General features: G+C 47.3%; 32 protein-coding genes and 1 pseudogene. 22 read left to right on the forward strand and 11 right to left on the reverse strand.

From position 1 onward, the window contains the following. Nucleotides 1-150: 150 nt before the first annotated feature. The 4 genes from MHN01_RS02830 to MHN01_RS24495 all read left to right on the forward strand — a co-directional run bounded on the left by MHN01_RS02830 (nt 151) and on the right by MHN01_RS24495 (nt 2,293). Nucleotides 151-804, forward strand: a complete 654-nt coding sequence (locus MHN01_RS02830; protein ID WP_239409933.1) for a hypothetical protein — start codon at nt 151-153, stop codon at nt 802-804. Nucleotides 805-1,000: 196 nt separating this feature from the next. Continuing rightward, nucleotides 1,001-1,702, forward strand: a complete 702-nt coding sequence (locus MHN01_RS02835; RefSeq protein WP_239409934.1) for a hypothetical protein — start codon at nt 1,001-1,003, stop codon at nt 1,700-1,702. 13 nt (nt 1,703-1,715) lie between these two features. Next, nucleotides 1,716-2,138, forward strand: coding sequence for a hypothetical protein (locus MHN01_RS02840; protein ID WP_239409935.1), 423 nt, complete (start codon nt 1,716-1,718; stop codon nt 2,136-2,138). Nucleotides 2,139-2,167: 29 nt separating this feature from the next. After that, the gene (locus MHN01_RS24495) at nt 2,168-2,293 is read left to right on the forward strand and encodes a hypothetical protein (RefSeq protein ID WP_255724962.1); all 126 of its coding nucleotides are present in this window, start codon (nt 2,168-2,170) and stop codon (nt 2,291-2,293) included. Between the two features lie 2,522 nt (nt 2,294-4,815). Here the strand turns inward: MHN01_RS24495 and MHN01_RS02845 are convergent. Continuing rightward, a complete protein-coding gene (locus MHN01_RS02845) occupies nt 4,816-5,775 on the reverse strand; it encodes a hypothetical protein (RefSeq protein ID WP_239409936.1) in 960 nt (319 codons plus the stop codon). Nucleotides 5,776-6,465: 690 nt separating this feature from the next. Between MHN01_RS02845 and MHN01_RS02850 the strand changes: the two genes are divergently transcribed. The 4 genes from MHN01_RS02850 (at nt 6,466) to MHN01_RS02865 (ending at nt 9,364) form a co-directional block, all read left to right on the forward strand. Further along, a complete protein-coding gene (locus MHN01_RS02850) occupies nt 6,466-7,434 on the forward strand; it encodes a replication initiation protein (RefSeq protein WP_239409937.1) in 969 nt (322 codons plus the stop codon). An 870-nt stretch (nt 7,435-8,304) separates the two neighbouring features. After that, nucleotides 8,305-8,451: a hypothetical protein gene (locus tag MHN01_RS02855; RefSeq protein ID WP_239409939.1), complete on the forward strand. Its 147-nt coding sequence runs from the start codon at nt 8,305-8,307 to the stop codon at nt 8,449-8,451. A gap of 116 nt (nt 8,452-8,567) precedes the next feature. Beyond that, nucleotides 8,568-8,999, forward strand: a complete 432-nt coding sequence (locus MHN01_RS02860) for a hypothetical protein (RefSeq protein ID WP_239409940.1) — start codon at nt 8,568-8,570, stop codon at nt 8,997-8,999. Nucleotides 9,000-9,019: 20 nt separating this feature from the next. Further along, nucleotides 9,020-9,364, forward strand: a complete 345-nt coding sequence (locus MHN01_RS02865) for a hypothetical protein (protein WP_239409941.1) — start codon at nt 9,020-9,022, stop codon at nt 9,362-9,364. A gap of 146 nt (nt 9,365-9,510) precedes the next feature. On the opposite strand, the gene MHN01_RS02870 is transcribed toward MHN01_RS02865, so the two are convergent. Next, a complete protein-coding gene (locus tag MHN01_RS02870) occupies nt 9,511-9,915 on the reverse strand; it encodes a hypothetical protein (protein WP_239409942.1) in 405 nt (134 codons plus the stop codon). A 138-nt stretch (nt 9,916-10,053) separates the two neighbouring features. On the opposite strand from MHN01_RS02870, the gene MHN01_RS02875 reads away from it, so the two are divergent. From MHN01_RS02875 to MHN01_RS02885, 3 genes are all read left to right on the forward strand, one after another. Continuing rightward, nucleotides 10,054-10,911: a hypothetical protein gene (locus tag MHN01_RS02875; RefSeq protein WP_239409943.1), complete on the forward strand. Its 858-nt coding sequence runs from the start codon at nt 10,054-10,056 to the stop codon at nt 10,909-10,911. A gap of 30 nt (nt 10,912-10,941) precedes the next feature. Beyond that, nucleotides 10,942-11,097 carry a hypothetical protein gene (locus MHN01_RS02880; protein WP_239409945.1) on the forward strand — a complete coding sequence of 52 codons (156 nt, stop codon included), beginning with the start codon at nt 10,942-10,944 and terminating at the stop codon, nt 11,095-11,097. A 213-nt stretch (nt 11,098-11,310) separates the two neighbouring features. Then, nucleotides 11,311-12,243 (forward strand): hypothetical protein, encoded by a 933-nt coding sequence (locus tag MHN01_RS02885; protein ID WP_239409946.1) that lies wholly within the window; start codon nt 11,311-11,313, stop codon nt 12,241-12,243. 330 nt (nt 12,244-12,573) lie between these two features. Here MHN01_RS02885 and MHN01_RS02890 read toward each other — a convergent pair whose 3' ends face one another. The 3 genes from MHN01_RS02890 to MHN01_RS02900 all read right to left on the reverse strand — a co-directional run bounded on the left by MHN01_RS02890 (nt 12,574) and on the right by MHN01_RS02900 (nt 15,549). Beyond that, complete coding sequence (locus MHN01_RS02890) at nt 12,574-13,695, reverse strand: RepB family plasmid replication initiator protein (protein WP_239409949.1); 1,122 nt, start codon at nt 13,693-13,695, stop codon at nt 12,574-12,576. A 413-nt stretch (nt 13,696-14,108) separates the two neighbouring features. Next, the gene (locus tag MHN01_RS02895) at nt 14,109-14,615 is read right to left on the reverse strand and encodes a hypothetical protein (RefSeq protein ID WP_239409950.1); all 507 of its coding nucleotides are present in this window, start codon (nt 14,613-14,615) and stop codon (nt 14,109-14,111) included. 259 nt (nt 14,616-14,874) lie between these two features. Further along, nucleotides 14,875-15,549 carry a hypothetical protein gene (locus tag MHN01_RS02900; protein WP_239409951.1) on the reverse strand — a complete coding sequence of 225 codons (675 nt, stop codon included), beginning with the start codon at nt 15,547-15,549 and terminating at the stop codon, nt 14,875-14,877. 121 nt (nt 15,550-15,670) lie between these two features. Here MHN01_RS02900 and MHN01_RS02905 point away from each other — a divergent pair, with 121 nt between their 5' ends. From MHN01_RS02905 to MHN01_RS02930, 6 genes are read left to right on the forward strand one after another with little or no spacing between them, the layout of a single operon-like run. Further along, the gene (locus MHN01_RS02905) at nt 15,671-15,829 is read left to right on the forward strand and encodes a hypothetical protein (protein ID WP_239409952.1); all 159 of its coding nucleotides are present in this window, start codon (nt 15,671-15,673) and stop codon (nt 15,827-15,829) included. Then, nucleotides 15,822-15,977, forward strand: coding sequence for a hypothetical protein (locus tag MHN01_RS02910; protein ID WP_239409953.1), 156 nt, complete (start codon nt 15,822-15,824; stop codon nt 15,975-15,977). The genes MHN01_RS02905 and MHN01_RS02910 overlap by 8 nt, the downstream gene beginning before the upstream one ends. Then, nucleotides 15,974-16,516, forward strand: a complete 543-nt coding sequence (locus MHN01_RS02915; protein WP_239409954.1) for a hypothetical protein — start codon at nt 15,974-15,976, stop codon at nt 16,514-16,516. Before MHN01_RS02910 ends, MHN01_RS02915 begins: the two co-directional genes overlap by 4 nt. Continuing rightward, a complete protein-coding gene (locus tag MHN01_RS02920) occupies nt 16,513-16,701 on the forward strand; it encodes a hypothetical protein (RefSeq protein WP_239409956.1) in 189 nt (62 codons plus the stop codon). The genes MHN01_RS02915 and MHN01_RS02920 overlap by 4 nt, the downstream gene beginning before the upstream one ends. Then, a complete protein-coding gene (locus MHN01_RS02925) occupies nt 16,698-16,898 on the forward strand; it encodes a hypothetical protein (protein ID WP_239409957.1) in 201 nt (66 codons plus the stop codon). The genes MHN01_RS02920 and MHN01_RS02925 overlap by 4 nt, the downstream gene beginning before the upstream one ends. A 10-nt stretch (nt 16,899-16,908) precedes the next feature. Next, the gene (locus MHN01_RS02930) at nt 16,909-17,058 is read left to right on the forward strand and encodes a hypothetical protein (RefSeq protein WP_239409959.1); all 150 of its coding nucleotides are present in this window, start codon (nt 16,909-16,911) and stop codon (nt 17,056-17,058) included. A gap of 43 nt (nt 17,059-17,101) precedes the next feature. On the opposite strand, the gene MHN01_RS02935 is transcribed toward MHN01_RS02930, so the two are convergent. Then, the gene (locus MHN01_RS02935; protein WP_239409960.1) at nt 17,102-17,455 is read right to left on the reverse strand and encodes a hypothetical protein; all 354 of its coding nucleotides are present in this window, start codon (nt 17,453-17,455) and stop codon (nt 17,102-17,104) included. 263 nt (nt 17,456-17,718) lie between these two features. Further along, nucleotides 17,719-17,874, reverse strand: a complete 156-nt coding sequence (locus MHN01_RS02940; RefSeq protein ID WP_239409961.1) for a hypothetical protein — start codon at nt 17,872-17,874, stop codon at nt 17,719-17,721. A 723-nt stretch (nt 17,875-18,597) separates the two neighbouring features. Between MHN01_RS02940 and MHN01_RS02945 the strand changes: the two genes are divergently transcribed. The 5 genes from MHN01_RS02945 to MHN01_RS02965 all read left to right on the forward strand — a co-directional run bounded on the left by MHN01_RS02945 (nt 18,598) and on the right by MHN01_RS02965 (nt 22,215). Then, nucleotides 18,598-19,212 (forward strand): histidine phosphatase family protein, encoded by a 615-nt coding sequence (locus MHN01_RS02945; protein WP_239409963.1) that lies wholly within the window; start codon nt 18,598-18,600, stop codon nt 19,210-19,212. A 51-nt stretch (nt 19,213-19,263) separates the two neighbouring features. Then, nucleotides 19,264-20,004, forward strand: a complete 741-nt coding sequence (locus MHN01_RS02950) for an HAD family hydrolase (RefSeq protein WP_239409965.1) — start codon at nt 19,264-19,266, stop codon at nt 20,002-20,004. Nucleotides 20,005-20,085: 81 nt separating this feature from the next. Continuing rightward, complete coding sequence (locus MHN01_RS02955) at nt 20,086-20,592, forward strand: GNAT family N-acetyltransferase (RefSeq protein WP_239409966.1); 507 nt, start codon at nt 20,086-20,088, stop codon at nt 20,590-20,592. A gap of 148 nt (nt 20,593-20,740) precedes the next feature. After that, nucleotides 20,741-21,049, forward strand: coding sequence for a N(4)-acetylcytidine aminohydrolase (gene yqfB / locus MHN01_RS02960; protein WP_239409967.1), 309 nt, complete (start codon nt 20,741-20,743; stop codon nt 21,047-21,049). 611 nt (nt 21,050-21,660) lie between these two features. Beyond that, nucleotides 21,661-22,215, forward strand: a complete 555-nt coding sequence (locus tag MHN01_RS02965) for a hypothetical protein (RefSeq protein ID WP_239409968.1) — start codon at nt 21,661-21,663, stop codon at nt 22,213-22,215. Nucleotides 22,216-22,445: 230 nt separating this feature from the next. Here the strand turns inward: MHN01_RS02965 and MHN01_RS02970 are convergent, their stop codons facing one another. The 4 genes and pseudogenes from MHN01_RS02970 to MHN01_RS02985 form a co-directional block, all read right to left on the reverse strand. Continuing rightward, nucleotides 22,446-22,739: a cyclic-phosphate processing receiver domain-containing protein gene (locus MHN01_RS02970; RefSeq protein WP_239409969.1), complete on the reverse strand. Its 294-nt coding sequence runs from the start codon at nt 22,737-22,739 to the stop codon at nt 22,446-22,448. 763 nt (nt 22,740-23,502) lie between these two features. Next, nucleotides 23,503-24,189 (reverse strand): annotated as a pseudogene (locus tag MHN01_RS24600) (HD-GYP domain-containing protein). Between the two features lie 679 nt (nt 24,190-24,868). Then, entirely contained in the window at nt 24,869-25,084 is a 216-nt protein-coding gene (locus tag MHN01_RS02980; protein WP_239409971.1) for a DNA-binding protein, read from the reverse strand. A gap of 149 nt (nt 25,085-25,233) precedes the next feature. Next, nucleotides 25,234-25,769, reverse strand: a 536-nt coding sequence (locus MHN01_RS02985; protein ID WP_239409972.1) for a hypothetical protein, incomplete at its 5' end; no start/stop codon positions are given.

The following is a 25,769-nucleotide window of genomic DNA, read 5'->3' on the forward strand; positions in this document are numbered from 1 at the left end:
CGAGGTAGCCAACACGATTGAAGGGATGTGCCGTAAAGAAATTGAAGCCACTGAAGGGTATGCAACCCTCTCGCCCGCTGAGCAACAGAACCGATTGGAGCTTTGTATGGGTCGCGCCTTCTTGGGACATCCGACAACCAGCGAGGGGTCATGATGAATAAGCTCAATCTGGCACTAATTAGCCTGCTGGCCGCACCGGTCTCGGCAGCCACCATAGATCTTAACTGTTTGCGGATTGATGTCTCAGCTGAAGGCAAGAAAGTAGGCTGTAAATCTTTACTAAGCTCCCCGAAAAAGAAAGCAGGCAAGCAGGAGCCGACCACATCAACGGGCACTATCGGCGGGGGAACGCATAGCTACCACAAGGACAATCTCAGCGGTGATACGCATAGTAACTACAGTCATTTTAGCTACTGGCCTGCTCCTTCTTCTCCAAAAACATCTAAAGAATCAATTATTCGGTGGGAAAAGTGGTTTGAGTCCCCGTTTCGTGATGCCGAAACTCGATACGGGTTAGATTTGGTAGATGTAATTGATATGAGTAGGAATAAGCGTGATTTCTATCGTACGTTCATGATAGCAACTTTGGAGCAACAACTGTCAAGGTCACCGTCTGAATTAACGCCTGAAAAACGTAGAGAGCTGAAGGCTGAAATTGAAAAATTGAAAAATATAATTACGTTACCACCAGAAGAAGCGGAATACCCGAGGGTAGTTCATCTTGATGCTTTCCCGAGTTCTGAAGGCCCCTCTGAAATGGCTGAAACTGTAGATGAAGACAAACCTCGAAATATCATGAGGTAGACAGCACCTCTTCGTTATCGCGCTGTGGAATAGAAGGCCACTCAGGTGCCGCCCTCGCCCCAGGGGTGGCGCAGCCATCTACTTTTCTTTTTAGTTGCTTTTTTATCGCGTTATTGAAGCTTAAAAATTATGCAGCTTTGTCAGGGTTCTCTTACAGTAAGTACAGACATGTACAACACTGAACACAGGAGCACGCATGACTAGCGAAAATTCTCCCAAGAATAAACCCGGCTGGCACCGGGGCTCACTGGTCGTCTTGAGTATTGTTTTCGGGGTGGTTCTGCCCTGCGTGATCATTGTCAACGCTTTCCTATTAGCTAACCGGGTTGCTGATAACTTGTTGCAAAGCAACGGCATATCAAAACAGTTACTGACCGATTATTCCACCGTTAGTGGAACATTGAAGTCCGACCGTGACTATGAGCTGTTTGCGGCCGTCTTTCTTGAGAATCAGAACAGCCAGACGTTTATCAACAAACAGCTACTCAAGACCGTCGTGATTCATATCGGGTTCGTCATGATATCTATCGGGGTGGCCTTCATCATACTGGGAGTTGAGGACAAGGGTATTGACGTATCAGGCGAGGGGACATGGATAACTTTTAACCTCAAGACGGGCTCGGTAGGTCTGTGTGTCTTTTTGGCCGGAGCACTACTGGCAGCTGGCGGTGGCCTTATTCCCAACGAATACAAAACGATAACAATCACCTCGACCGCGGTTGCCGGAGAGACTCCGCCTTCTGAACAGCAAATCATTAATGAATTCGCAGACTTTGTACGGCAACAATGTGAGACCAAGTTAGAGACGATACCGGATTGGGCGACACTGACTGTCGATCAACAGCAACGTAAGCTTGCGTTGTGCCTAGGACGGGCATTTCTAAGCAACAACCCATAACATGAGGCAAATCATGAATAGTATTATCACTCTTCTCAGTGTTTTTTTGCTGCTGGCAACTGCTAACGCAGAGGTTGATTGGAATTGCGTCCCTATTGTCATTGAATACGATGACGGTACCTCGACAAGATGGTGTGTCGAGTACCAGCCTGCTGAGAAAAAACCAGATACCAGAACGAGTAATAATTCGCGGTCTCTCGGTGGCGGTGGAAACAAATCAGAAGATGGGCTGAAAGACTTTTCAGAAAGTCTTGAACCATCGTGGGAGAAAGTTTCAGTTGTGACGATGTTGCATATCGCAAAAGGTCAAGGTTGGTCAAAGGACGATATTTTGGAGCACAAGACCCTGATTAGTAACTATGACGGTTGGATATATTTCTTCTATAACGACTCGTATTGGGCAGCTTCGCCAGACCAACTGCGCCGTATTAAGTAGAATTTGCAAATCATAACTGGAGGCAGAGCATGAACCTTCGAATCGCTATGGTCTGTAGTCTGCTGCTGACAGCTGCTCATGCAGAGGTTAAAGAGGTTGATAGTGATTGTATTCCTATCACTATCGAGAATAATGACGGCACCATAGAAAAATAGTGTGTAAGATATACTGATACCCAAAAGCGCCTAGCGAGAATTTATGGAGTTGAGTCTGGCACGCACAAGGCCACGAATGAAGAATTTGAAGATTGGGTCAGATATAATTTTCCACCAGGTCCGGATTTAATTTGGCCAGAGGTTGTGGATACGACTATTAGAATACGCCGAAAGGTATGGCTGGTCAGCAAAAGATATAGAAGCTCGAAAGACCCTCTTTTCCCCTAATCGAGTCTATTTTTTCACAGAGGCTTCTATCGGCGAACGTGGCGACATCAGCTTCAGGTTATGGAGTCAGATTTACCAGCCAGTAGCAACGCTGAGGCGAGGCTAGCTAGGTGCCACCCTCGCCTCAGGGGTGGCGCAGCCACCCGTCTTGCAGTGGACCAGCCCAGCCTCCGTTTACTCGTCCACCAAGTATACTTTTCAGAGTTTTCCTTATACATCATCAAGACCAAATTCCTTACCGTTTGCAGTGTAGTGAAACAATACTGGAAAAACTGAGTTTAGATATGAGAAATGGCACTGAAAGCGACTGCTGAATAGCCACCACTTAAGAATCAAATAAATGAGACTGCTAGTTACCAATTTACTTACCATATCCCTCAACTTTCATTACTCTGAGCTTTTCAGGAGCAACCTCACAGACAGGCATCTGCGGGCTAAAAATAATGACTATTGGTGAAATAGCTTACTAACAATCCATACAAAAATGATCTAACTTAGACCTTACTTTACACTCGTAAAACATTTTGGTTTTTAGGAATAGATCTAAACTCTATTAAGCACCAACGTATTACATTTGTAATACATTCAGACATAAAATCGCCGAGTAGCCGTCATTGCTATAGCCCGATTCACTGCTCTACACAGTGTTGAACGCCCTATTATTCATATTCGCCGGATACGCTCATCAGCACAACCGTTAGCTTGGCTCACTTTTCAGCATATAGCTGGGCACATATCAATGACAGAGAACATGATACAAGCTGACTGGGACTTGCTTGTGTATTACATTTGTAATACACAAGAGAAAGTAAAGTGTTGATATGAAATCACATCAATCGTCTTTGTGAGGTTGTCATCTTTATCCAACAGGACCACAACTTTGGTACGCTTACATAGTTTTCAGATGTACAATAAATTGACTGCATTCAAATAAAACCAATACAGTCATAGTGTATTAGGACGGCTAAAACCCAAAAGCTAAAAAGGCGTGCGGCAGTAACACTGAGTTAGCGTTTAGGTAGCACTCAGCAACATGATTGAGTCAACGTTCAGGGCTGAGAAGCTAACCTGGACTGGAGTCATCAGATTCGTTTGGCCATAAATATTGATATTCCTCAGGGACCTCATCCTTACGAGTAAACGCATGATACATAGGCAATAATTTCTTGGTATTGCTTCTGCGCATCCGGACAGAAAGAAAGACCCCGACATGCTCCGCTGTCGTCCAATCCAGTTCAACCATATTTCGCCTGGCTGCCCTATGGTACCCCCCCGGATCTCCTGTGGTCCTGATCATCTCGACATACGCCCTCAGTGAGAAACCATGTTTCTTTCCCTCACGCAGCAAAGCGCTCAACCGACGTTTATTGCGCGATATTAATTTTGTCTTCATCTAACACCAGTCCGTTACACCTGACTTTATAACCATTTCACTCGCTCACCATTCCTAACCCCAGTGAACCAAGGCATAGCCTACTGAAAATAATACCGAGGAGGTCTTGATCGGGCATTCTCGATGGCGCCCTGGTTGGCCCTTACTATAAGGGCGCCCGCCGCCACGGTAGACATTCCCTCAGTATCATGACACCACTTATACCACACCTAGGACTTCCGGCCCTACCCTCCGCAGCGACCTCGTCCCCCGGCGTCTCGGTACCCGTCGAAGCCCAAGCCCAGCCCGGAGAGGCAGCACAGGCAGCTGGAGAACATAGTCCAGGTTCACACCATCCCCCCTCCTATCCGAGGCTTATGAGAGATGCGAAAAGCGATTATACCGGCCAACCAGCCCACTAGGGCCTGCCGCCCCCACTCCGACAGACCGTTGCCAGATGCGGCGACTCCGACCAAGTGACCACACGGTAAAGGGCCAGCAATACCGCCGGCAGGCCGGAAAAAAACTAAAAGTCACGAAGCCCGGCTCCTCTTTCGTGCCCGGCATTCGCTGCGCGCAGCTCAGCAGAAGGCTCTCGCCCCTGCACAGAAGTTGCCCCCTCCAGACAGCACCGCTCCCATGCTCTTTTCCAGATCGGCCTGGCAAGCCGGAGGGAAAGGGGAAGGAGACAGCAGCCTGAAGCACGCCGGTTGGTTGGACCGACGGGACGGGACAGCGAGCATTCCATCGTCGCACTATTATCCGCCAGCTGAAAATTGACTGTCCGGGATTAGGCGATAGCGACTCCCGGTATCACCGACCTCTCGACCACTTCCAAAGCTGTCCTAAGGCACCTGTAAGCCGCCCTGCTGCGCTAAAGCCAAAAATTGACACCAATATGCTAGGTTGACGCCTTTGCTTCTTAGCGGGCGATACAGGCGCAATGCAGCGGCACTAAGGTCAAGTTGCCCAGGTCGTTCCCCGGCGTACCTGTCTTGTTGCCAGCCCATTTCCGCCCGAGAGGCCAGATATGGTCCAGCTTCGGCCGCCGCGTCCTGGCTACGGCCCGCGACAACGTATGGCGGCACTTTTCGTGCAACTTCCTGGCCCGCCGTGTCACCGACTGGGTGATGTGGAGATCGTGACTTTCCTTTAGAAAGTAATTGCAGACCTTCATGGCTTCGACCCCATTGGGGACGGACTGGATATCAACCTGGCGGTATCCCCGGCCTTTTTTCCATCCCTTGCCGCCCGCACGCTTTGCGGCCTTGCTGATTTGCTCCCTGGAGATCTCCGGGCCGCACGCGACAATGGCATGGCCGTGCCAAATGCCTTTGTCCGTCGTTTCCAGGCCCAGGACAAACTCAAAATCGCCTGACGGAATAATTGTCTTAAACGCATCCCGGAGGCGAGCCGCCACCCACGTCCGCGGCCGCGCCTTTCCCAGCAGCTTGGCGTAAACGTCATCAGTGAACATCACCGTGACAAAGTGCAGCCGGTTCCCCGGCGTCTTGATTGCGGCGGCCTCGAACATCGCCTTCGCATACGGCGACAGTTTTCCCCACCCCGCCAATTGCATGCGGACATCGCGCAAGCAGTAGACGGTATGACGGCAGGAGATAACTAGAGAACCCAGTAATTCGGCGAACTCACCAGGTTCGGAGCCCAGCCAAAGCCTTGCCAGCGCTAGGCCGAGACGGGTCTGGGGTTTGTTCAGCTCGGCAAGGGATTTTTTACAAATCTCCCGCTTATCCCTCTCTTCTCTCGCCTTGTCTCGGCTCCATTTCACCTGCCCTTTCACAAATAAATCGGCCGTTGTTATCTGGTCTCTCAGTCGCGTCGTTGTACAGTTTTCCCCTATCGGTAGTGCATCGCACTCCATACGCTTATCTCTCCGTCAGAACGAATACAGGTACGAGCTATCTCAGCTCCCTTCTTGTTTTATGAGTTCTATGCTGGTGCTGCCGGGAGCTGACGCATATTGAGCTTTCAGGCTCCGGTATTGTGTAAAGGTAGGACAATAAAACGTCGTTCTCAATTTTTAAATTATTAAAAATCAATCGGTTAATCTCATAGTGGCAATAATAAACGATTGTTTTTAATCACGAAAAGAAAGCCAGTTGTTGCGATGAAGTATTTTTCAGCCATGTCAGCCGATAACCTGCAGTAGGTCAGGCAATAACAACCGTACCCGGGAGACTTGCTGCTCAGTTGATGTTCGTTCGAGTGTATTCCACTCGCCTCCTGATGCTCGCCGATAGACGAATGTACCGGGAAATAGCTGAAAAATAACAAGCATTAAAAAATACGAAGTTCTTTGATCTTATTTTAATCTTTTATCTTTACTCTTTTATCTTTAGGGTGTGGTTAATGATTTGATTTAAAAACAGAATCTCTCCATTACTAACGAGAAGATATCTGGTTCGTAACGAGACGATATCTGATAATTGACGAGAGCTTTTCTGATAATCGACGAGAACATTTCTGGTTATTGACGAGAACTTTTCTGATTGATTTTTGCTCAAAAATGGACTTAACCTACAGGGTGTTTTGTTTCGTTGCTGTATATATTATGAAAGATAGTGCACTTACCGTTGTTCATAGCAATGATTTAGTCGAAGCCGCTTATACGTTAAGCATTGATGAAATGAGGTTAATAGGACTGGCTGCAACTAAAGTTGATAGCCGGAAGGAAAATCCTGGTGAAATAAAAATATCCCCCCGGGAGTTCGCTCAGGCATTCAACTTAAATCCTGACTTTGTTCACGCCAACCTCAAGAAGGCAGTGAAAAGTATTATGCGCAAGCCTATTGTTATGTCCGAGGGTGGCAAGACAGAGGAATATGCATGGCTGACCAAAAATAGCTATCATGTTGATTCACGCGAAGGGGCAGCCGTAACACTAAAGTTTTCACCAGAAATAACGCCATATCTATTTGATCTAAAAGAACGTTTTACCATCATTAGCTTCGATAATCTCACCAAGCTAAACACCCGCTTCTCTTTCCGGCTCTATCAATGGCTGATAAAAGCAAAGAACTTGAATAGCCGGAAAAATAACACGGAAACCTGTGTTGAGCTGGACATTGAATGGATGAAAAAACAATCAGGCCTAAGCGGTAAGTATGAGCGCTGGGGTGACTTCAAAGAGTATGTCCTGACTCCTGCGGTTGAAAAAATCAACAACAACACTGATTTATCTGTACTCTGGGAGCCAAAAAGAACAGGACGAAGCTACAGAAAAGTCAACTTTCGGTATGTTATTGATGAGAAAAGACATTTTTCCAAGCCACAACGTCCTCGCCTCAAACGTCGGCCTCAGGTACAGGCCGGCTCCTCCGAGGAAGGGTACTGGATGCGAGAGAACCTGAAGCGATTAATGGACTATGAAAGTGCTTCCCTGAAATTCAATAAGCAGTTTAACTTCACGATTTCTGATCTAAAGAGAGTCGTAGAATATACCGCCAAGACAGGACACCCATCAGCCAAAAGATACCAAGAGCTGCTAGCTACACGCTGCAGAAAAAATAAAAGGTTGTGACTAAGTAAACCTTACCCGCCTACGGCTACCTTTCTAAGATTAGATAATTAACCACCTCAAGCTCAAAGCTGAATATAACTTAGTGCCCGATATTCTAACTTGAATGCGGGCATCCCCCCATTGCCTAACTGACTCTCTACATCTCCCCCTGCAGCGAACAACTTGCTATCTTGCTATCTTGCTAGCTAACTGGACAACTTGCTAACTTGCTAACTTGCGTACTGACCAGATAAATTCTCGTTAATTAGCTGGATAACTGGATAACTGGATAACTGGATAACTGGCTGGATAGATGGATAGCTGGATAACTAGCTAACTGAAGTACTGACCAGATAAATTCCCGTTAGTTAGCTAACAGGCTGACGGAGAGGCAAGTTCATGCCGTGTATACGAACTTAAATACTGCCGTAGGGTTCGCGAAGAATAAAAGTGTTCGGTTGCAACACCGAGCATTTAGCATATGTTAGACGGAACCTGTCAGGTCTTAGGCCACAACGCCATTGAGGTAAACAGCAACATCATCATATAGAGCACAATCATCAGGAACCCCATGCTTAGCTGGTTCCTGCAAATGCTTTACATAATGGTTTTGCGACCTGACAAGGCATAGGAATAAGTGAACCGAAAACAATCATTGAAACGCACACTCGTAACGCGAAGAGTTCCTAACCTAACTGGCCGTGCGTTAACTACCAAGTGCTCTTTAGGTACAAAAATACAGCAGAAGCCGACTTTTCTACCATACCAGAGGAGACAAAACGCCTCGTAATCAAGGTGAGGGAAGTTACTAACAGTTGTGGCAAGGAAACATGATTATTAATAGCTTATAAGAGGCTCGAGGCCCACGAGCCGGCCGGGACCGAGTATTCGATGATCACCGTCACCAGCAACTCGATTATCCTGACCGCGGTTGCGAAGTACGGCGACGATGAGGACCAGGTACGGTCCAAACGGGTTTACCTCGACACCGAACGGTGGTGGGGGACCACGCCATGGCTGATTTCGGACGAGCTGTAACGACGTCGGTCTCAGCAGTAAGACTCAGGGGTGCCTAGATATACCTATAATTCAGCACGCAAATATAGGTACTCACACTAGGCACGCAACTCTAGGTATCAACAATAGGTACGCTTATGTCCATTTCAAAGCTTCCCCTCATCGTGTTACTAGCCCTGTCCACCCAGCTTCAGGCCGGCGCGAACGGCAAGCACAGCCACCCCAAGCCGGAGCCGGAAACGCTGCCGATACTGCTGGAGAACAACTTTACCGGGACCGTGGTATTTCGCGATGAACTTGGCTCGAAGGAGTTGATTACAGTAAAAATTAAAAACGGCAAAGCGGTTTTCAGGTTGCGTGTCTTTCCGCATACCAGTTTCGACGGTGGAATAGCAAGTCTTCTGAATTTGAATGTTGGGAAAACGGTTAGTATTCAGTTGGATTGTTTCGGCAGCATCGACGGCAAAAACTTTATCGTCAAGAAACGCAATGGGGTTCAGATCCGCACGATATACTTTCACCCCAATGACTTCGAAATGTGCTCGATAAATTCGGTGATTGAAAACTAAACCATCCAGGAATTCCCACAATGTCAGAATCAGAGAAGAAATCCGGCAACGGCAAGAAGATGAAATGGACGATGAACATTGTTGCCACTGTGATTGCGATGGTGGCAAGCGCTTTTATCATTAAGGCCTGTAGTAGTGATTTCGTAACCGTGAAACCAGTCGAGTTCAATAATGATCCGACAGGTTACCCACGTATGGTGCCGTGTCCAGATGGCACAAGTTTGCACTCCTGCGCGGTGACCTCTATAACCGGCAAGACAGAGTGTAATTTCAAAGAAATTGGCAGCCAATGTGAACTGTTAGAGAGCGTTTCAGTTGAAGATGGTGATAAATGTAAAGTTGAGGTAACTTGCAAGAAAATCTAACTTAACCACAATGCTGGTACGCGATGAGCCACAGACAGAATCAATCGGCCCATAACCTGTGAGCAAAGTCGCTTGTTAACGGAAAAATGATCGAGTAATGTTTAAGTACGTACTTAAATCCATGCGAGTACGTCCTATCAGAGTTGTTAAGCTCTACCAATCGAAGAGGGAGTGGTCGCCAGCCAACTCCCGTTTTTTTTGCCTATAAGTCCGTCAGCTGGTTCTTGGCGAAGCGGGTCATTACCCCCGACAATCTCCATTTCCGGCCTGACGTGGCCGTTGCGCACGCCTGCCTTGGCGCGCCATTTGCCGTGCTCATAGAACAACTGGCACAAGAAGCGCTCCCCGTCGAGATCGACGAAGGCATGGCACTTGTCATGCAGGGCGCGGCCTTTCTCGAGCACCACCAGGTCGCCGGGCTCCAGGTGCAGGGGCGGGTAGGGGGCATCGAGCAGCGCCAGCAGGGTCACGCCGGGCTTGCGTATCATGTACTCGTGGAGGGTGTCGCCCATCGGCGGGTCCTCGTATCCCTCGCTTGGTGGCCGGAACATGGCAGGCTCCTTGGGTTGACTATATCCGGTCATGGTAGCGCGTCTGGCTGCCGTTGGCGAGAAAATACTGATCATATATACAATAAAAAAGACAAGAATCTATGATCGTCTTGCTCTCTGGGCAGGGTGACTACACTTATGGGCATGGGTAATATCTTGCTCGATTTCATAACCTCCATCGACCCGGCCGCCACGGTGTGGTTCACCGGCCTGTTCACCCTGGTCGCCGCTCTGATAGGCGCTGGCAAACTGGCCGATGATTGTTTGGCCAAAGAACTGAAAGAGCAAATGACCGCCGGGCTGAACAAAGCCCAGGAGGTTGCTAAATCCCCGAAGGCTTACCAGCTATGGCTGATGGACTTCAATAACCACCTGGAACTGGCCTTCGGCCAGCGCCACTGGAGTTGGCGATGCGTCATCTTGTCCACGGTCATCTCGGTATTAACCTTAGCAATGTTAACAATAGTATTCATGCCAGACGCAAATCTAGGAGTGCTGTTTTTATTGATTGTTGGGTTAGCATACAATGCCTTGGGAGACTATCTGTCATTGTGGGAAACCCGGTTGGTGCTGAAAAGCGCGTGGTCGCTCCAGGTTAAGCTAATCGTCGATGCGGTGATGACGATACTGATTTGGTCATTAGGCATTTTAATAGGAACTTGTTTTCTGTCATTGACCAAATTAGTACCTTTCGAAGATTATGGCCCAGTGAATATGACTATTGACATTATACAAAGCGTTGTATTGGCTCTTATCCCAGTTGAAATAAGAGCCGTATTAGGCTTACCTATGCATACGGATAATATAGAGTTTGTTAACTCACTGGCTACCAGCTTCACCACCTCGCTTTGGTTGTGGCTTCATGCCCTGAGTTATTACACCTTGCGTGCCTGTGGAATATTCCGCTTCTTCGACACCACCAAACCCGGCCTGGCGATGGCCTTGGTCACCAGCTTCTACCTGCTGCTGTTTGGCACTTTGGCGTATTTTCTGTAGCCGCTGAGTTATACCGCACCATGTGGTCAGTTGCCCGTCGGGGCGGGGCAGGCGCAGCAGGTCGGCGCTATACCGCATCATGTGGTCAGTTGCCCGCCTGAACAGGGGCAGCCTGCAGGCAAGCCATTGAAAACCCATGCGACCTTGGCACTGGGACAGCCCGGCCAGTCAGGCGTAACTTGCTGATATTCCATGTGACCTTGGCGAAGCGGCCCGGTCAGTCAGCCGTAACTCCCTGAAATTCCTTATCACCTTGACGATTGTCGTGGTCACTGCGTCAGGTTGGCCCTATACCGCATCATGTGGTCAGTTGGTTTCTTGTTATACATCATCGTGTGGTCAGTTCGCGGCATGGTATGCTTAACCAATTGGATTTAGGCAGAAAATTGGAACTGACGCATGAGGAAAATAGTTACCTATCTCTCGCTCGACCCGCGCAAGGGGCTCGGTCATCAGCCGCTGTTCTGGCTGGCGATCCTGGCACCGATCGGTATTGCGCTCGGACTGGGTATCCCGGTGTGGCTCGACTACCGACTAGCGTTCACCAGCGAGGCCTACCAGACGTTCCTGATCATCAGCAAGCTGCCGATCGGCATCAGCTCGCTGGCCATCCCGCTTGGGATACTGGTCGGCCGGTTGCACGGGACCAATCAGACCGCCAGGCAGATAGAAAACACTCAGCAGGACAACAAAACAAAACTGTACTTGGCCCACTTTGAACATTTCTGTACCCATATTGATTTCGTCGAGACGGCAATACTGGTCAAATTTGAGCGCCTTTTCGTAGATAATAAACATCCTAAACTCGACAAGCTGGCGATGTATAAATTGCTATACCCGAATAATTCGCTGACAGAAGGTGTTGAGCCAATGAGTCACGAGTTTAGATACAGTGCTGCTGAACACGTTTGTCAGATAGCTGAAGGTTTGAAAGAGGTTCAGGAATCAGGGGGAAAAAGAGGACACATTATTAAGAATAAATGCGATTCGATGAGGAATGTATGCTTTAGGTTTAATGACGATCTTGTATTTTTAGAGCGACTACTCGAGGACTCTAAAGACTTTCTCCAATATCGAGAGTTTTTTAAAGGCTTCAATAACTTTAAAGACTTTAATGATGAAAATGACTTGTCAAACCTTATGTCTAAAAGAGTATCTCACTTCGAACTTGTGGCTGCATTTTACTTAGAACTGCTAGACGAAATTGAGTCATTCGAAATCAATGACGTAAAACAGCGAATAGTTTCAATGAGTTTAACACAATATCGCGATTTATATATGTATCATCTCCCGTTCCACTTACGCGAATTCTGCAAACAGAGCATACTATGACGGCTTTCAAACTATACCTCACAGTGTGGTCAGTTCGTTCGGATCCCGACGATCGGCCACACGGTGAAGGTATTCAAACTATACCTCATCCTGTCGTCAGTTAGGTCAGTAAGCTTTCAGGTTATACCGCATCATGTGGTCAGTTCGCGTGGCCACCGTCGCCCGGCGGCAATCTATACCTCATTCTGCGGTCAGTTGGGTAAGCAGGGCTTTCGGGTTATACCACACGGTGTGGTCAGTTGGTGGCAAAACCGCCCGGGGTATACCGCATCGTGCGGTCAGTTCAGGGACAATGGCGCGGCAGGGAGGTATACCGCACCGTGTGGTCAGTTAGCTGCGACCGAGGATCTTGTTGTAGCGGTCGCGCTTGTCGCGGTCGGCCTTAGGCAGGATCCGGCCCAAGGCATTGAGCCTGTCCTCGAAGTCCTTGAGGATGGCCAGGCACTTCTTGGCCCACTCGCCCTCGGCATGGCTGCCGGCCACCACCCGCGGCCTTGGCGGCAGGCGCTTGCGGCTCGGCTTCTCGACGGGCTTGCCCTGCTCGATCAGCTCGTGGGTCGGGGTCTTCATCCACATCACGTAGAAGTGGGTATAGGCCCGGCCCGTCTTCTGCTCGCGGTCGATATCGGCGATCAGCGTCAGGTCGGTCTTGTCGGTGATCTGGGTATGGAGGTTGAAGCGGTCCTTGAGCCGGGTGATCGAGGCATAGTTGGTATTGAGGAAACGGTTCCAGGTCGCCAGGTCCCAGGACAGGATGTGCTGCTCGCGGACCGGCCGCTGGCTGTCCATCGTCATCTTGAGGTAGGTATACAGCTTGTTGGCCACCGGGCTGAGGTGCGACTTGATGTTGTTGTCCAGCCGGGTGAAGTTCTTGACCACGAACAGCATCGCCAGCGCCAGCTTCTCGTTGAGCTCGAAGGTGATCCGGGCCGCCTGGGTCGCGACCGGCTTGTCGCCCTTCATGTCGGCCAGCGCCACCACCTCCTCGGTGCTCTTGGCGCCCTTGGCTCGGCGCTCGAGGTGGAACTCGATCTCGTTGATCGGCCGCGACACCTTGAGCGAGTCGCCCTGGAACAGCTCGACGCTCTCCTCGTACAGCGAGATGGCATCGCGGACGAACTGCTTGCGGCCGGTGTTGTTGGAGAGCTGGTAGACGTCGACGTAGTCGGCGGCGGCCAGGGTCACGGTGCGGTACTCGGACGGGATGTAGCGCTTGCCCTGGTTGAAGGCGGCAATGAACTCGTCGTCGGCCTTGATCCGCAGCGGGTAGAGGTCGATATGCCTGGCAATCGCCTCGAACATCCGCCACGACGGCCCGTTCATCGCGATCAGCCCCTTGATCACCTCGTTGCTGACGCGGAAGATGTTCTCCTTGGCGTCGAGCGCGGCGTTGTAACGGTAGCGTTCAAGCTCCGCGGTGTCTTCCTTGAGGAGTAATTCGTATTTTTCCAAGGGGTTGCCATGCATCATGATGTGGTTAGTTAGGGGTAGAGTTATACCTTATCTGGTGGTCAGTTAAAACGGCCCGGGCGAGAGTTATACCTCATCATGTGGTCAGTAACCGGGGTTCTGTACCTCACCGTGTGGTCAGTTAAGGCGGTTCTATACCTTGTTGTGTGGTTAGTTAGGGGGTAGTAGTCGATATAAATCAAGATCTTACTACCTCCCTAAGATCAAGTGTGAAGATCTAAAATATATAGATCGAGATCGTTATAGTTAAGTAAGATCTCTTTAAAGATCGGAACGCGTTTCACGCATCCGTTCTGATTTTTAAAAAACAGAAAACAAAACAGCGGCAGTAATTATTACCCTGTCATACCTGAATTCAGAGGTCTCCAAGCATGACAGGGAATTATAATTACAAATCAGACACACGAATGTGCATCACGATGAGTTTTGTTGGCATTATCAGAAATCCAAGTTATGTCGTACCAACCTTCCTGCCAACCTGTCCATCGGTCATAGAAGGTTCCGCCTCGAGTATAAAGTCTAAATGTTACTGAGCGTGCAGTATGAACGCGAACGGATAATCCGCCTTTGTTGCCCCTTTGATGGGTTACAGCGCGACAATATTCATACCCTTCAGGCGCCTGAACTTTCCGTTCTGATGACTTACTTGTGCCCCACTTTGCTGAGATCCGCCAAGTACCTGGACCGGTATGAGTGTAGATTAGGTTGACTTTTAGGTCATCGCTAGCGAGAGGCTCCAGCTTAAAGTCTTTGATATCATCGCCTGTCTGCAAAATATCCGGCCCTCCTTCTAGTTCAACATTAAAAGGAAATGGCCATTCTCCCGAGGCAGAGGCTGAGGTAATACTGAAGCATCCTATTGCCATCATAGCAGCAGTTTTAATCAGAATTCGCTTGTTCATATCTTCACCTTTAATTTTAAGTTGAAAACATAAATAACTAATTAAAAACAAAATTTTTGGAATGCTTGTTAGTTACACCCGTTATTCGTCAATAATAAGCAATAGTCAAAATTATTTTCGTTTTGACTATACAAGCGTAATTAAATATAAGTATTCTCATGCTTTATTATTAAGACAGTGAAGTAAAATAATCTAGGTATAAAGGCGAAAGGTTTTCTCCTTAAATCATATATCCAGTAAGGTACCTTGGCGGTTGGCCCTACTCGGCCTTGCGTCGGCGGCGGCGCTGTTCCCACTGCGCAATCCACTGTCCGGCCAGATCGGCGCGGACCCGGGACGAGTAGAGCTGCATCTGGGCGACGATCTCGGCCATGCTGTCGGCCATCGGCGAGATCCCCGGCGGCCAGTAGGCCCGGGCATCCTCGGGATTGAAGTTGAGCGCCGACTTGTCGGCCGCCGTCCGGCCCGGCTGGCCGAAGACCTTCATCAGGTGGGTCTTCGACAGGCCGCGCGGCAGCACCACCCGGGACAGGGCATGGGCCACCGCCGGGGTAATGTCGCGGCCGACGCCGTCACGCTGGTCGAGCAGGTAGGCGGTGAGCAGGCTAAACTGGCTGCTTTTGACCGCGGCCCCGACCTGGGCCCCGCAGCGGCCGGTGATCACCCGGAAGGTGTGGTAGATATCCTGCTTGTCGTTGTCGCCGAGATCGCCGTGGACCACCAGTTTGATCTTCTCGGTTTCCGCCAGCTCGTAGTCGACGATCGCGTCCTGGTCGTCGACCAGCGCCAGGCAGTCGGCGAACATCCGGTTGTAGGCGGTGGCCACCCGGGTCGCGAACGCTGTCTGCACCGTGTCCAGCCGGTCGTCGTCAACCAGGTGATGCAGCGCCATCGCGGGCGTGTCGTGCGGTGTCAGGAGAGGCAAATCGGACATGGTCGGTACCAGGCAAAGAAAGCAGGTATTGTACGTTGGAGCCGGCCAGTTGTTAAGGATGGGTATCGCATTTCCCTCAAAATTACCTTAAATCATATATCATCTAGGGCTTGTTGGTGTCATGGCCACCAAAGTGGCCGATCACTGTCTCGGCAATCAGTCAGGCAGCCTTGGTATGCTGTTCAGACAACGAAGTGGCATTGTCGAGACGCCTGCATTCTCGTTCTACTCTAGAGACTTAACAGCTGTGACAACGCAACGAGAGGTGATCGATGGATAAATCCTACGACTATCGTCCCGATGACGAGAACTGGACCGTGTATAGCATCACAGATGCCGGTACCGAGGATGAAAGCGAAGACTGGGTGGCCACTGTATCGACCGAGTCTGTGGCCGAGTTGCTAATCAACGCCCTGGAGACCGCATGACAACCACCTACCATATCGAGCGCTACGCCAAGAACATCCCGCCGAGGCTCAAGGCCTCGGACGGCACCCGCTACGACTGGACCCATGCCTATGCGATGAAGGACAGCTACTTCGAGGCCAGAACCGCCGAGGAAGCGATTGCGTACTTTAACCAGCGGTCCGCCCAGGTCCGTCCAGGGCCCTGCGGCTGGTGGCCCTGGACGGGTTCGGCTATGCCGTTGACAGCCGTATCATCGCGGTCCGCAACTGCGAACTGGAGAAGCATGATGAGTCCTGAACACCGAACATTCCTCGACAAGCTGGTGGCCGCCATCAATGACAAACCGGACGGGCCGGCCCCGCTCAAGGTGATGACCGTTGACGACTTCCGCCAGGAGGACAACCTGCCGATGCACCGCGATCTGTTCTGCTTGATGTACCAGTTCAATATCAGCCGCGGGGTGATTAACGACTACCTGACGGCTCACCGGGCTGTCGTCGGCTACAAGAAACACGGGATCTGGTATGCCAACGTGGCCAATCCCTACGGAGAGAAATGATGCTGGATATTATCCCGATGGGTCAGGGCTGCCCTTGCTGCCGTAACCACCAGACCGAGGGCGGCGGCTTGACGGTCAAGGACGACCGTGCCTATCAGCCGATGTTCTGCCCGGACTGCGGGGCCGAGTGGCAGGATATCTACCGGCTGGAGCAGCGTGTACTGAAGGAGGACAGATCCCGATGAATGACCAACCGTTCCATACCGAGGCCAACGCCGTGGCCATCGACAATATGACCGCCAGCGTGGCGATCCTGCCCTGCGGGGTAAAAGACGGCCAGCTGCATGTCGAGCTGTACATCGACGGCGACAGCTACGGCCAGTTTCCGACCTATACCGAGGCCTGCGAAGCGCTGATCCGCCGGGTCAACGCCATCTGCTGAAGGAGACTGCATGAAACGGACCCACTGGAGCCAGCTGACCGAGCAGGAGGCCTACAGCTGGCTGAAATACGCCGTGGCCGACAACCTGGCCGACTTCGGCGACACGCCGCAAAGCGGCTACGTCCAGGTCTGGCTGCATCGGCGTCGTGACAGACGATAAAGGTCCCTGGGGCAGATTGCGATAAATCCCTTTACCCCTCGGCTTAGTTATCTGCACATTTGAAATAGAATGTCCGGTAGCGGCTGGATAGGGTGGTCGAGATATAGCCGTCCAACGTTTCCTGGTGGATGGTCTGGTTACCGCCGACAACCTGGCCCTGTTCGTCCAATAGCACATAGCGCCCGTCGCAATAGTCGAACATCTTCTTGAAGGCATCTTCCCGCCTTGCATCACGAACCAAATCGGCACCTTCATCCAGGTAGGCGATCGAATGGATGCCGGTGTCACTGGCGTTAAGCGGTGCATAGGGGGACAGGTGGTCGGTGTTGGACTGGATTTCACCCGCCGAGCAGCCGATAAGCAGTAAGGCACTAAAAAATATAGAGATAAACTTCATTTCATTCGAACTTTCACAGACAAACGACTATTTTAACATCATTTGACAGTGAAATCGCCTTAATCGCAATCAGCCTGCGGTGCAGAAATAGCCAGTACCGGTTCGTCATGCGACGCCCGCATGACAGGGGAATAATGCTGTCAGTGAAACACTCGTCAGCATCGAGCGGCGGCAAAATGCCACGGATGTCTTAAAAATCAAACAATTGTCTCGATTTTTTGCTATTTCCACGTTTACTTAGTACTAACTGAAACATCACTTGATCAAGTTAGCGCTAAAACAGACGCAGAGACGCGCAGAATCGCACGCAGCGCGCCCCGAACGATTGTTCTCGACTCAGATGCAGTATTCACTTTCCAGTCGCTCAGAATCGCATACAGCGCGACGACAAGAATGGTTGTTACGAAAACATGAGCCAAGACGACTTGACCACTCGGGTAGTCATTCAAGAGATATTTAAGTTTAAAGGCTGCAATTCCAAGCGGTAGTGCAGCCTAGGGGCAGAATTGTCTATTATCGAAGGTCTAGTCACAGATTGGTATCAAGCGCCAACTATTCAAACTGCCATTCTTAGTCTTGGAAAACTAACGAGGTAATTTCATCTCTGCCGATCTTCAGATTGAGAATATATTGCACAATAAGGAAGTAATCTATTGATTATATTTATATTATGTAAACTTTGTTTAGCAGTTGATTGTAATAAATACTGCAATGACCAATAGGGTACTTTGCCCCCTAGGTAGTTAGCGTACGACAGAATCGCTTGGTGATCACACACAAAAACTGGGCCTTATAACACGTTTCTGGACATTTTCGTGTTAATGCTTTTACTCTAATTCAGTATATTCAGATAACTTAATGTATAGAAACACTGTGTTCATAAGATGATTTGCTTGAAATGAGAAAGGCTTCCCTGCTCTGATTATGTCATTAACTTACAACTCTATTTAAGGATGAAACTCCAATGGGCTTCTGACGTCGAATAATGCGAATTTTGTGAGCTAACTAACTGATTTACCATGATTGGCACTTAACGCACCGATTTTGTAATTTCTACTTGTGGGTGTCTGGTAGCATAGAGTGATATTCGAACGGAGTTCGTTGAATGCAATGTTATGTGGCTTATGAGTTAAGGAGTACCAATGAAGAGAATATGCTTAGTTACGCATACAGAAGCCACCCACTCAATTGATAAATTAGTTGGTGGTTGGTACAACTCAAACTTAACTGAGGATGGAAGATCTCAAGCAGCACTATTAAGGGACAGAGTTAAAGAGTTTGGATTCAAACCAAGTAAGCTAAAAACATACTCGTCAGATCTAAACCGAGCTTACCAAACAGCTCAAATCATATGTTCTGGAAACGAGTCTCAAATTGTTCTCGACCCTAGGTTAAGGGAGATGTCATTTGGGAGTAACGAAGGGTTACCTCAAAACGAGCATGGCCAAAAAATTAAATTTCCACCTTCTAAGGGTAATCGTCTAGATCATAGAATTTGCGAAGGCGCAGAGTCTCTGAGGGAGCTAGCAACAAGAGTTATTGAGTTTGTTAATTCCATTATGGATGAAGATGGTGACGCAATAATTGTCGCGCATGGTTTTTCTTCGAGCTTTGTAATAGCTGCATTTCAAAAAATTGATATAGAAAGTATGGCTTATATAGATTACAAGTTAAGCTCAGGAAGTATATCTATACTAGAAGTCGATGCTTTTTTTCATAATCGTTCAATCAAACTTTTAAATAGTTCAGCCACATAACCAAGCAATCAAGGAGACCCGTTACACTCGGCGGTTTTGGTATGAGGTTCGGTGCACTTTGTTGGTTTTGCATGGGGCACATTATTTCAGGGGTTAAACGTAGAGGGAACTATGTACTCAACCGTTGTATTCGATTATGGAAACACTCTATGCAAAATGGGTTGTTTGGTTAAGTCTCTTGAAGCTGTATTTGTTCATAGTATGGCCGGAGTTATAGGCAAAGAAATCGAAGAACAAATTCAAAGATTATATGTTCCAGAACAAGCCCTTCAACCGCATTGGTTGGATGTATGGAAAGATGCTTTTGAAAAGTATGGTGTGGAGTTTGATAAACAAGTTGGGCTGGATCATCTAAGGCACTTTCTATCTTCAGGTGAGTTGTATAGTTACACAGTACCTCTACTTCAAAAGCTCAAATATCAAGGTACACAACTTGTGCTGCTATCAAATGTTACAGGCGAAACAGCAGAGTTTGAAAATGATCTGGGTATGAGAGGTCTATCGAAGTTATTTGATCATGTAGTTTGGTCATCGGAAATTGGGTATAGAAAACCAAGCAACGAGGCTTTTCTTGCCGCTCTCTCCTGTCATAATTCATCTAAGTCAACGGTGTTGATGGTAGGTGATAGTGAAGTTGCTGATATATTTGGTGCAAATGGCTTTGGCCTCGACTCAATGCTCATATGTGACAATCCGGTTGATAATAGTGCAGCTACATATGTGGTCAACCGGCAAAATGTAGCGCGCAAGATAATACGTTTAACAAACTACGTTCACAAGCAATCAAGGTGATGCTTTAGATTCGGCAGTTTTGGTACTAATCGTTCAGTGTGGCACACCTTATTGCAGGCAATAAATTACAAGGAAAGAACAGTGGAAATAAAGGAAGTCAGTACAATTTTAGGAATGGAGCAACCTCTACATGGGCTGCTTGTTGATTGCATTCAAAACGGAGCCTCGGTTGGTTTTTTAGCACCTGTCGATAACGTAGAAATTGAGTCATATTGGAAGTCTGTCGAAGCAGAATTAGGCTCAGGTTTTCGAAAGATATTCCTCGCATTTGATAGCGACAAAGTCGTTGGTGCTGTCCAATTATCTATTTGCTCCAAACAAAATGGCTTACACCGTGGTGAAGTCGAAAAGCTTATGGTTCACACCGATAGTCGAGGTAAAGGGGTGAGTAAACGCTTGATGTCCATGGTGGAAAGTGCAGCATCTGAAGTAGGTTTGTCGTTGCTTGTTCTGGACACTCGACTTGGTGATATAGCATCAACGTTGTACCGCTCAATTGGTTATACAGAAGCTGGTCAAATACCACAGTTTGCTCGTAGCTCAACAGGTGAGTTAGAAGCAACGGTGTACTTCTACAAACTGTTGTAATTTCACAAATTGCTCAAGTCAACATTTGGTTGATTTTAGTAATTGAGGTGGCTTTGTTTGAGTGTGGTCGCTGTTAGCTGCAACTTAACAATGCGTTATGTGCTTAGGACATTTCAATAGAAATCAGGTGTAATCAATGAGTAGTTGTATGACGTTTTTCCAACGATTGGAAAGTCAAATATTAACCGGTAAAAAGACTGCGACGATTCGTGATAAGTCAGATAGTCATTTCTCTGTTGGTCAGGTTTTAGATGCCTGTACTCACGAAGATGGTCGTAAGATGTGCCAGATAAAAATTTTGAGCATTGAATCGGTGAAATTGAGTGAGTTAAATCGAACGCATGCAAAAGCTGAAAACCTTCCATTTGTGTTTGTTCTCAAGTGGATACTTCGTAAGATCTACCCAGCTGAACAGGACTTGTTTCTCATACACTTCAGAGTTGTAAGTGTTTGTTAAAGAGTAATATTCAGTGAAGCTATTGGTTTCGCACATAACAATGTGGATTAAGTTAAGTAGATTCTCAATGTTCGAATTGAACATAACATCCGTTCTATACACCATAACAAAGTCAGCCATTGGCTAACTTTTGATTGTGTCTCGCTGAGGAGAGCAAAGATTAGAAAATGTATCACTAATCAGCATTAACAGACTGTGAATGAGTTTTAGCACTAACAAGCAATGAGGCATAAATGAGCTAGACCAGTTTGGTCTGATACCAGGTAAACTCAGTTCCACCCTTTTGCCTCCAAGAGACACTCTAAGAAAGCAGTGCTCTATCAGATTTATTGAGAAAAAAACGTACACACTAATATACATAGTGTGTACGTTATGTTTTTAAATCTAAAGCCATATAAGACAGAGCTTTGCACTCACTCGCTAATGAACATGGTTTTTACTCTATACTCCTGCAGTCAGATCCCAAATAAGTTATCAGCCTATCCTGAGCGGGGCTTTTTATCTGTCAATACCTTGCAGTAAAAGTTAACAATCGAGCTAATTATCATTAACACCCCATATTGAGCATGTTATAGTCATGATCGATGCAAACTCTACTTGGAGTGCTGACTATGAAAAGATTGTTAGTTGTAGCGTCGTATGCCTTTACTTCATTTGTATTGTGGAACATTGATGTAAAACCAGAACAAAATGGTTTTATGTTCCAAATTCAACTTGCTCTAAACACCGCAGAATCAAGAGCTAGGCCTGCATATAGACCTAAGACAGCACCGATTGCAAAGCCACCTGATTCTTGGGGAAACAAAACTCAAAACTATACCGACTTTAATACTAAACTCTCTGACAAGCTATCTAAACTCAAAGAGCGCAGGTTGCGAGCTGGTTTGGGAAGTGTTGAGACAACGATCGGCGCAGATTTACACAAGCAAGAGAATCCACTCATAGTTCTGTTCCAATTTCAGCCACGTCCACCTAAGAGCTTTAGAGAACGCTATTTTGGAGAACGCTATGTCGAACAAAGTAGCATGAAGCTATATGACCTCCGGACTTTGTGCGTTCCAACCGGAAAAATACCTTATCCACATGGATTTGGAGTTTGCACAGGGCCAGAGTTAGAATCTTACAACTCATTGTTTAATAAGAATAATGTTAAAAGTTCTGATTAAGTATTAAGAAGGGGCAAGGAAGGCATATTTTTTATCACTGATAACAACCAATTGCAGATGAAAGCCTCTACAGGGAATGCTAACTATGAAAAGTGAATAGCCACTGATTTAATAGATGTCTGTTAGTTAGATTGAACGGGCAAAAACATTAGAAAATGTATAGAGAAGTAATCTTCTCGGCTTGTGGATGAGCTTTTATTCTAAATAAGAATGGGGCAGCAAAGATTTACTCAGGATGATGAAAGACGTTTTATGTTAGCGATCCCCAACTCCATTTTCTTCCTTGCAGATGAGTTGGCACTGTGAACACGAATTTCTGGTGGTTGAAACCCTCGGACAGCTACCGCTTCTTCTATCCACAACACAACGTCATAGCCAGTACCATGTTCATCATCGCCTAAGTCATGATCAAGGCTGATTAGCGTAACACAACCTTGTTCTAACAGGGCTATCGCCTCTTCAGGCCAATAGACTCTACACCAGTCTTCTGGTGTTTCTCGCTCGTCGTCCAAGTAGACCTTCATCGTTTATTCATTTCCTATCATTGAATACTTCATCATTTTAGTAATGAAAATTAGGGAAGCTCGTAAATTATTTTGGGCAAAACCAACATAGAGCACCCGATCAAAATAGGCCGCATTATAAAATGAAACATGATACATGATACATTGAATGCCAATCTATCCAATTGAAAATACAAAGCCCTCACAATAAAGGGCTCTGTTTAACTTATTTGTAGTATTGCTTACGCCGTTTAGAGTTATGCTTCCAGCTCTTGGCTATGTCATACACATAGGATGGGTAGTCATCCCAAGGGTTTGCTAGCGCTCTCCCTCTCGCAGCTCTGAGCTTAACTGGATACCCTTTACACTCAATTAGGTGAAGGACTTCTCTTGCCTTGTTGAAAAGTGCTTGTGAGTACTACTACGAATGCTTGGATAGACCTCCCAGTAGTAACCATATCGACTATGACGTTGAATACGGCTTCGATACTGTTGTTTTAACTTTTTCATTTACCCCTCCAGGTTTACATTACCTAGAAGGGATCCTCTGCAAAGTAGTTCGTTTTCCACTCTGACCGATGTTGTTTAACTTATCATATAATAGTAATTTAATATGGCTTCAAGCTGTTGCCAGCTCCTAAAAAGACATATCATTAGAGCAAGTAATGGCTGTGATGAGTTAACTCAACACATTTTGGGGCAAAAATGACTTTCAAAGTCTGTGCAAGGATACCGAATACTACCTGCCAATATATAGCGTTCGGCTCCCTAGCTTCAGGTTGTGCTACCTATAGGGTGAAGGGTCTATATTTTCCTTTCCCGGGCTTAATCCCCGTTCGATTGTGAGCGATTGGTCTTCGGCAAGGTTGACGACATTGACTTCTATATAGTGCCTGCGTTTAAGTGAATAGAAGCATTTGACAACAGGCCGTAGAAGCGACGTTTCACTGGTTTCCCACACTATTCCAGCACGCCCATCAGAAAGCGCTACGAGAGAACCCACCGGGTAGATACTTATATATCGAATGAATGCATTGAGCAGGTCACTGTCTAACTGGTGAGGAGCCATTGTCTTGAGAATTTTAAATGCCGCAGCGGGACTCATCGATTCTTTGTAGCATCGGGTTGCCGTTAGGGCATCGTAGATATCAACAATCGCGCTCTTTCGGCCGACTAACGAAATATCATCGCCAGCCACCCCTCAGGGGTAGCCGCTACCATTAAGCATCTCGTGATGGAGAAGACTGACCTGGCGGCTCATTTCAGTCAGACCCGGAATGCTGTCTAAAATGGGCTTAGACAGCACCTGGTGTAATTTCCTGTGATCAAATTCGTCTGCGTTCAAGCGGGCGGGCTTATTCAGTACTTCAATTTTTACCTGAGTCTTCCCCACATCATGCAATAGGCCACCAATTGCCAGTTGCTTAAGCACGTACTGGTTTTGACCTAAGTGACGACCAAAGCTGACCATTAAAAAAGGTTCTTCCCGGGTTAGCGGGAAGCAGATACGAAAAACGGTTGGATACGTTATTGTGTGATCGCCATCGAGCTGTTGTTTGTTGTAATTGGTCACGATCTCCCGCTGGCCGTCATTAAACCAGGTTTCGTAAGAGCCGTGCAGTATAGCGTCGGCATATCTGGCGCGTTTCTTGGGATTGCCGTTGTCGTAATTTTCGACCAGAAAGCCGGTAAACGAAGTCTGGCTGTTGATTTCATAACTCAGGCCATCACGCTCTTTCAACTGGCTGGTGGTCTTGGGATCATTACAACCGACCAGGACAAACTGGCAACCGCCGCAAATAAATAAAGCAACTCTTTTTTCTTCTACACATCCTCCTTGAAAGGATTCATGGTAGACACATAATTTCGGTTATTCTGTGTATGCTCTCCCAATTCAGCAATAATAATCCTAATCGGTTTAAATATGAAACCAATATTATTTATCAATAAGTATTGTTGTGAGAATAATAAATAAGGTCAGAGGCTAAATTACTCATCTTAGGTTCAGAGTTTACAATGGCGGGAATTCATTTAGGGAATGTTAAATTAGGATCGCCATACCGTTCAGGGAACGACCTGGGGGAGGGGATATAGGCTGTGAAGGTATAATCCATAGCACCAAAAGCAAAGCCACCTCATGAACCAACTTACTAACAACTGCCTGCAGAATTAACTTTCTCATTATGACTTGCAGGATATAAAACGCTATTTTCTAAAAGCTTTTTTCTAGCCATAGCTGCTTTTTTCTTCGAATGGGCAATGTACTCAGGATGTTCAGTAACCATTGCCTCATCAAGGTACAGCCGGATCACTTCCTCACTGTCCAAATACTCAGCCACATCAAAGTCAGATAGTACTTCTTTCATACTAGATACTTAACGTAAATAAATATCCTTTATTATAACCAACTCGGAACACTTGTCACCACACACCATAAAATGTACTACATTTGTAATACACATGGAGTAAACGACATAAATGAAACTTTAAACAAAAAATGCTATAAACTCCGCCGCTATCGCCAATCTTGTAGACCTTTACGCCATAAATTGGCTTCGTTCTGTCGCCGCTTATATACCCCCGTACGAGGAGGCCATAAACGTTGCATGGAGATCAGCTCATTCTCAACCTTTGTAAGGGTTGCTTTTCGATCTTCCCGAGGAAGAGCATTATCATCAGCCTTAGCCAAAATATCACGAATAACCCGCATTTCCCGGCGACGATCATCACTACTGTCTGATGCTAAGCTATTACCGCGATTAAAAACCAAACTAACCAACACAGAACGACATAAATCAGGTAGACGACTCAGTGAAGGATATATTTTTAGTGTCTTATCATAATGCTTAGACAAAGTCTCTTTAGTAAACACTGCCCACGCTTTATCGAAAGTTATGGTGATCCCGGCATTTATCAGCTCCCGCTCACGAGATTTTGATCCTTTTTTCCCTATATCTTTTTCCAGCTCCTTCATGTAAGCAGCAGAAAGATGAGGGGACCAAAGCTGTCGAAACTCTTGTAACGTCGTAAACCGTAAGTCATACCCAACGC

Origin of the sequence: Photobacterium sp. OFAV2-7, from assembly GCF_022347985.1 — a bacterium.
Lineage (GTDB): Bacteria > Pseudomonadota > Gammaproteobacteria > Enterobacterales > Vibrionaceae > Photobacterium.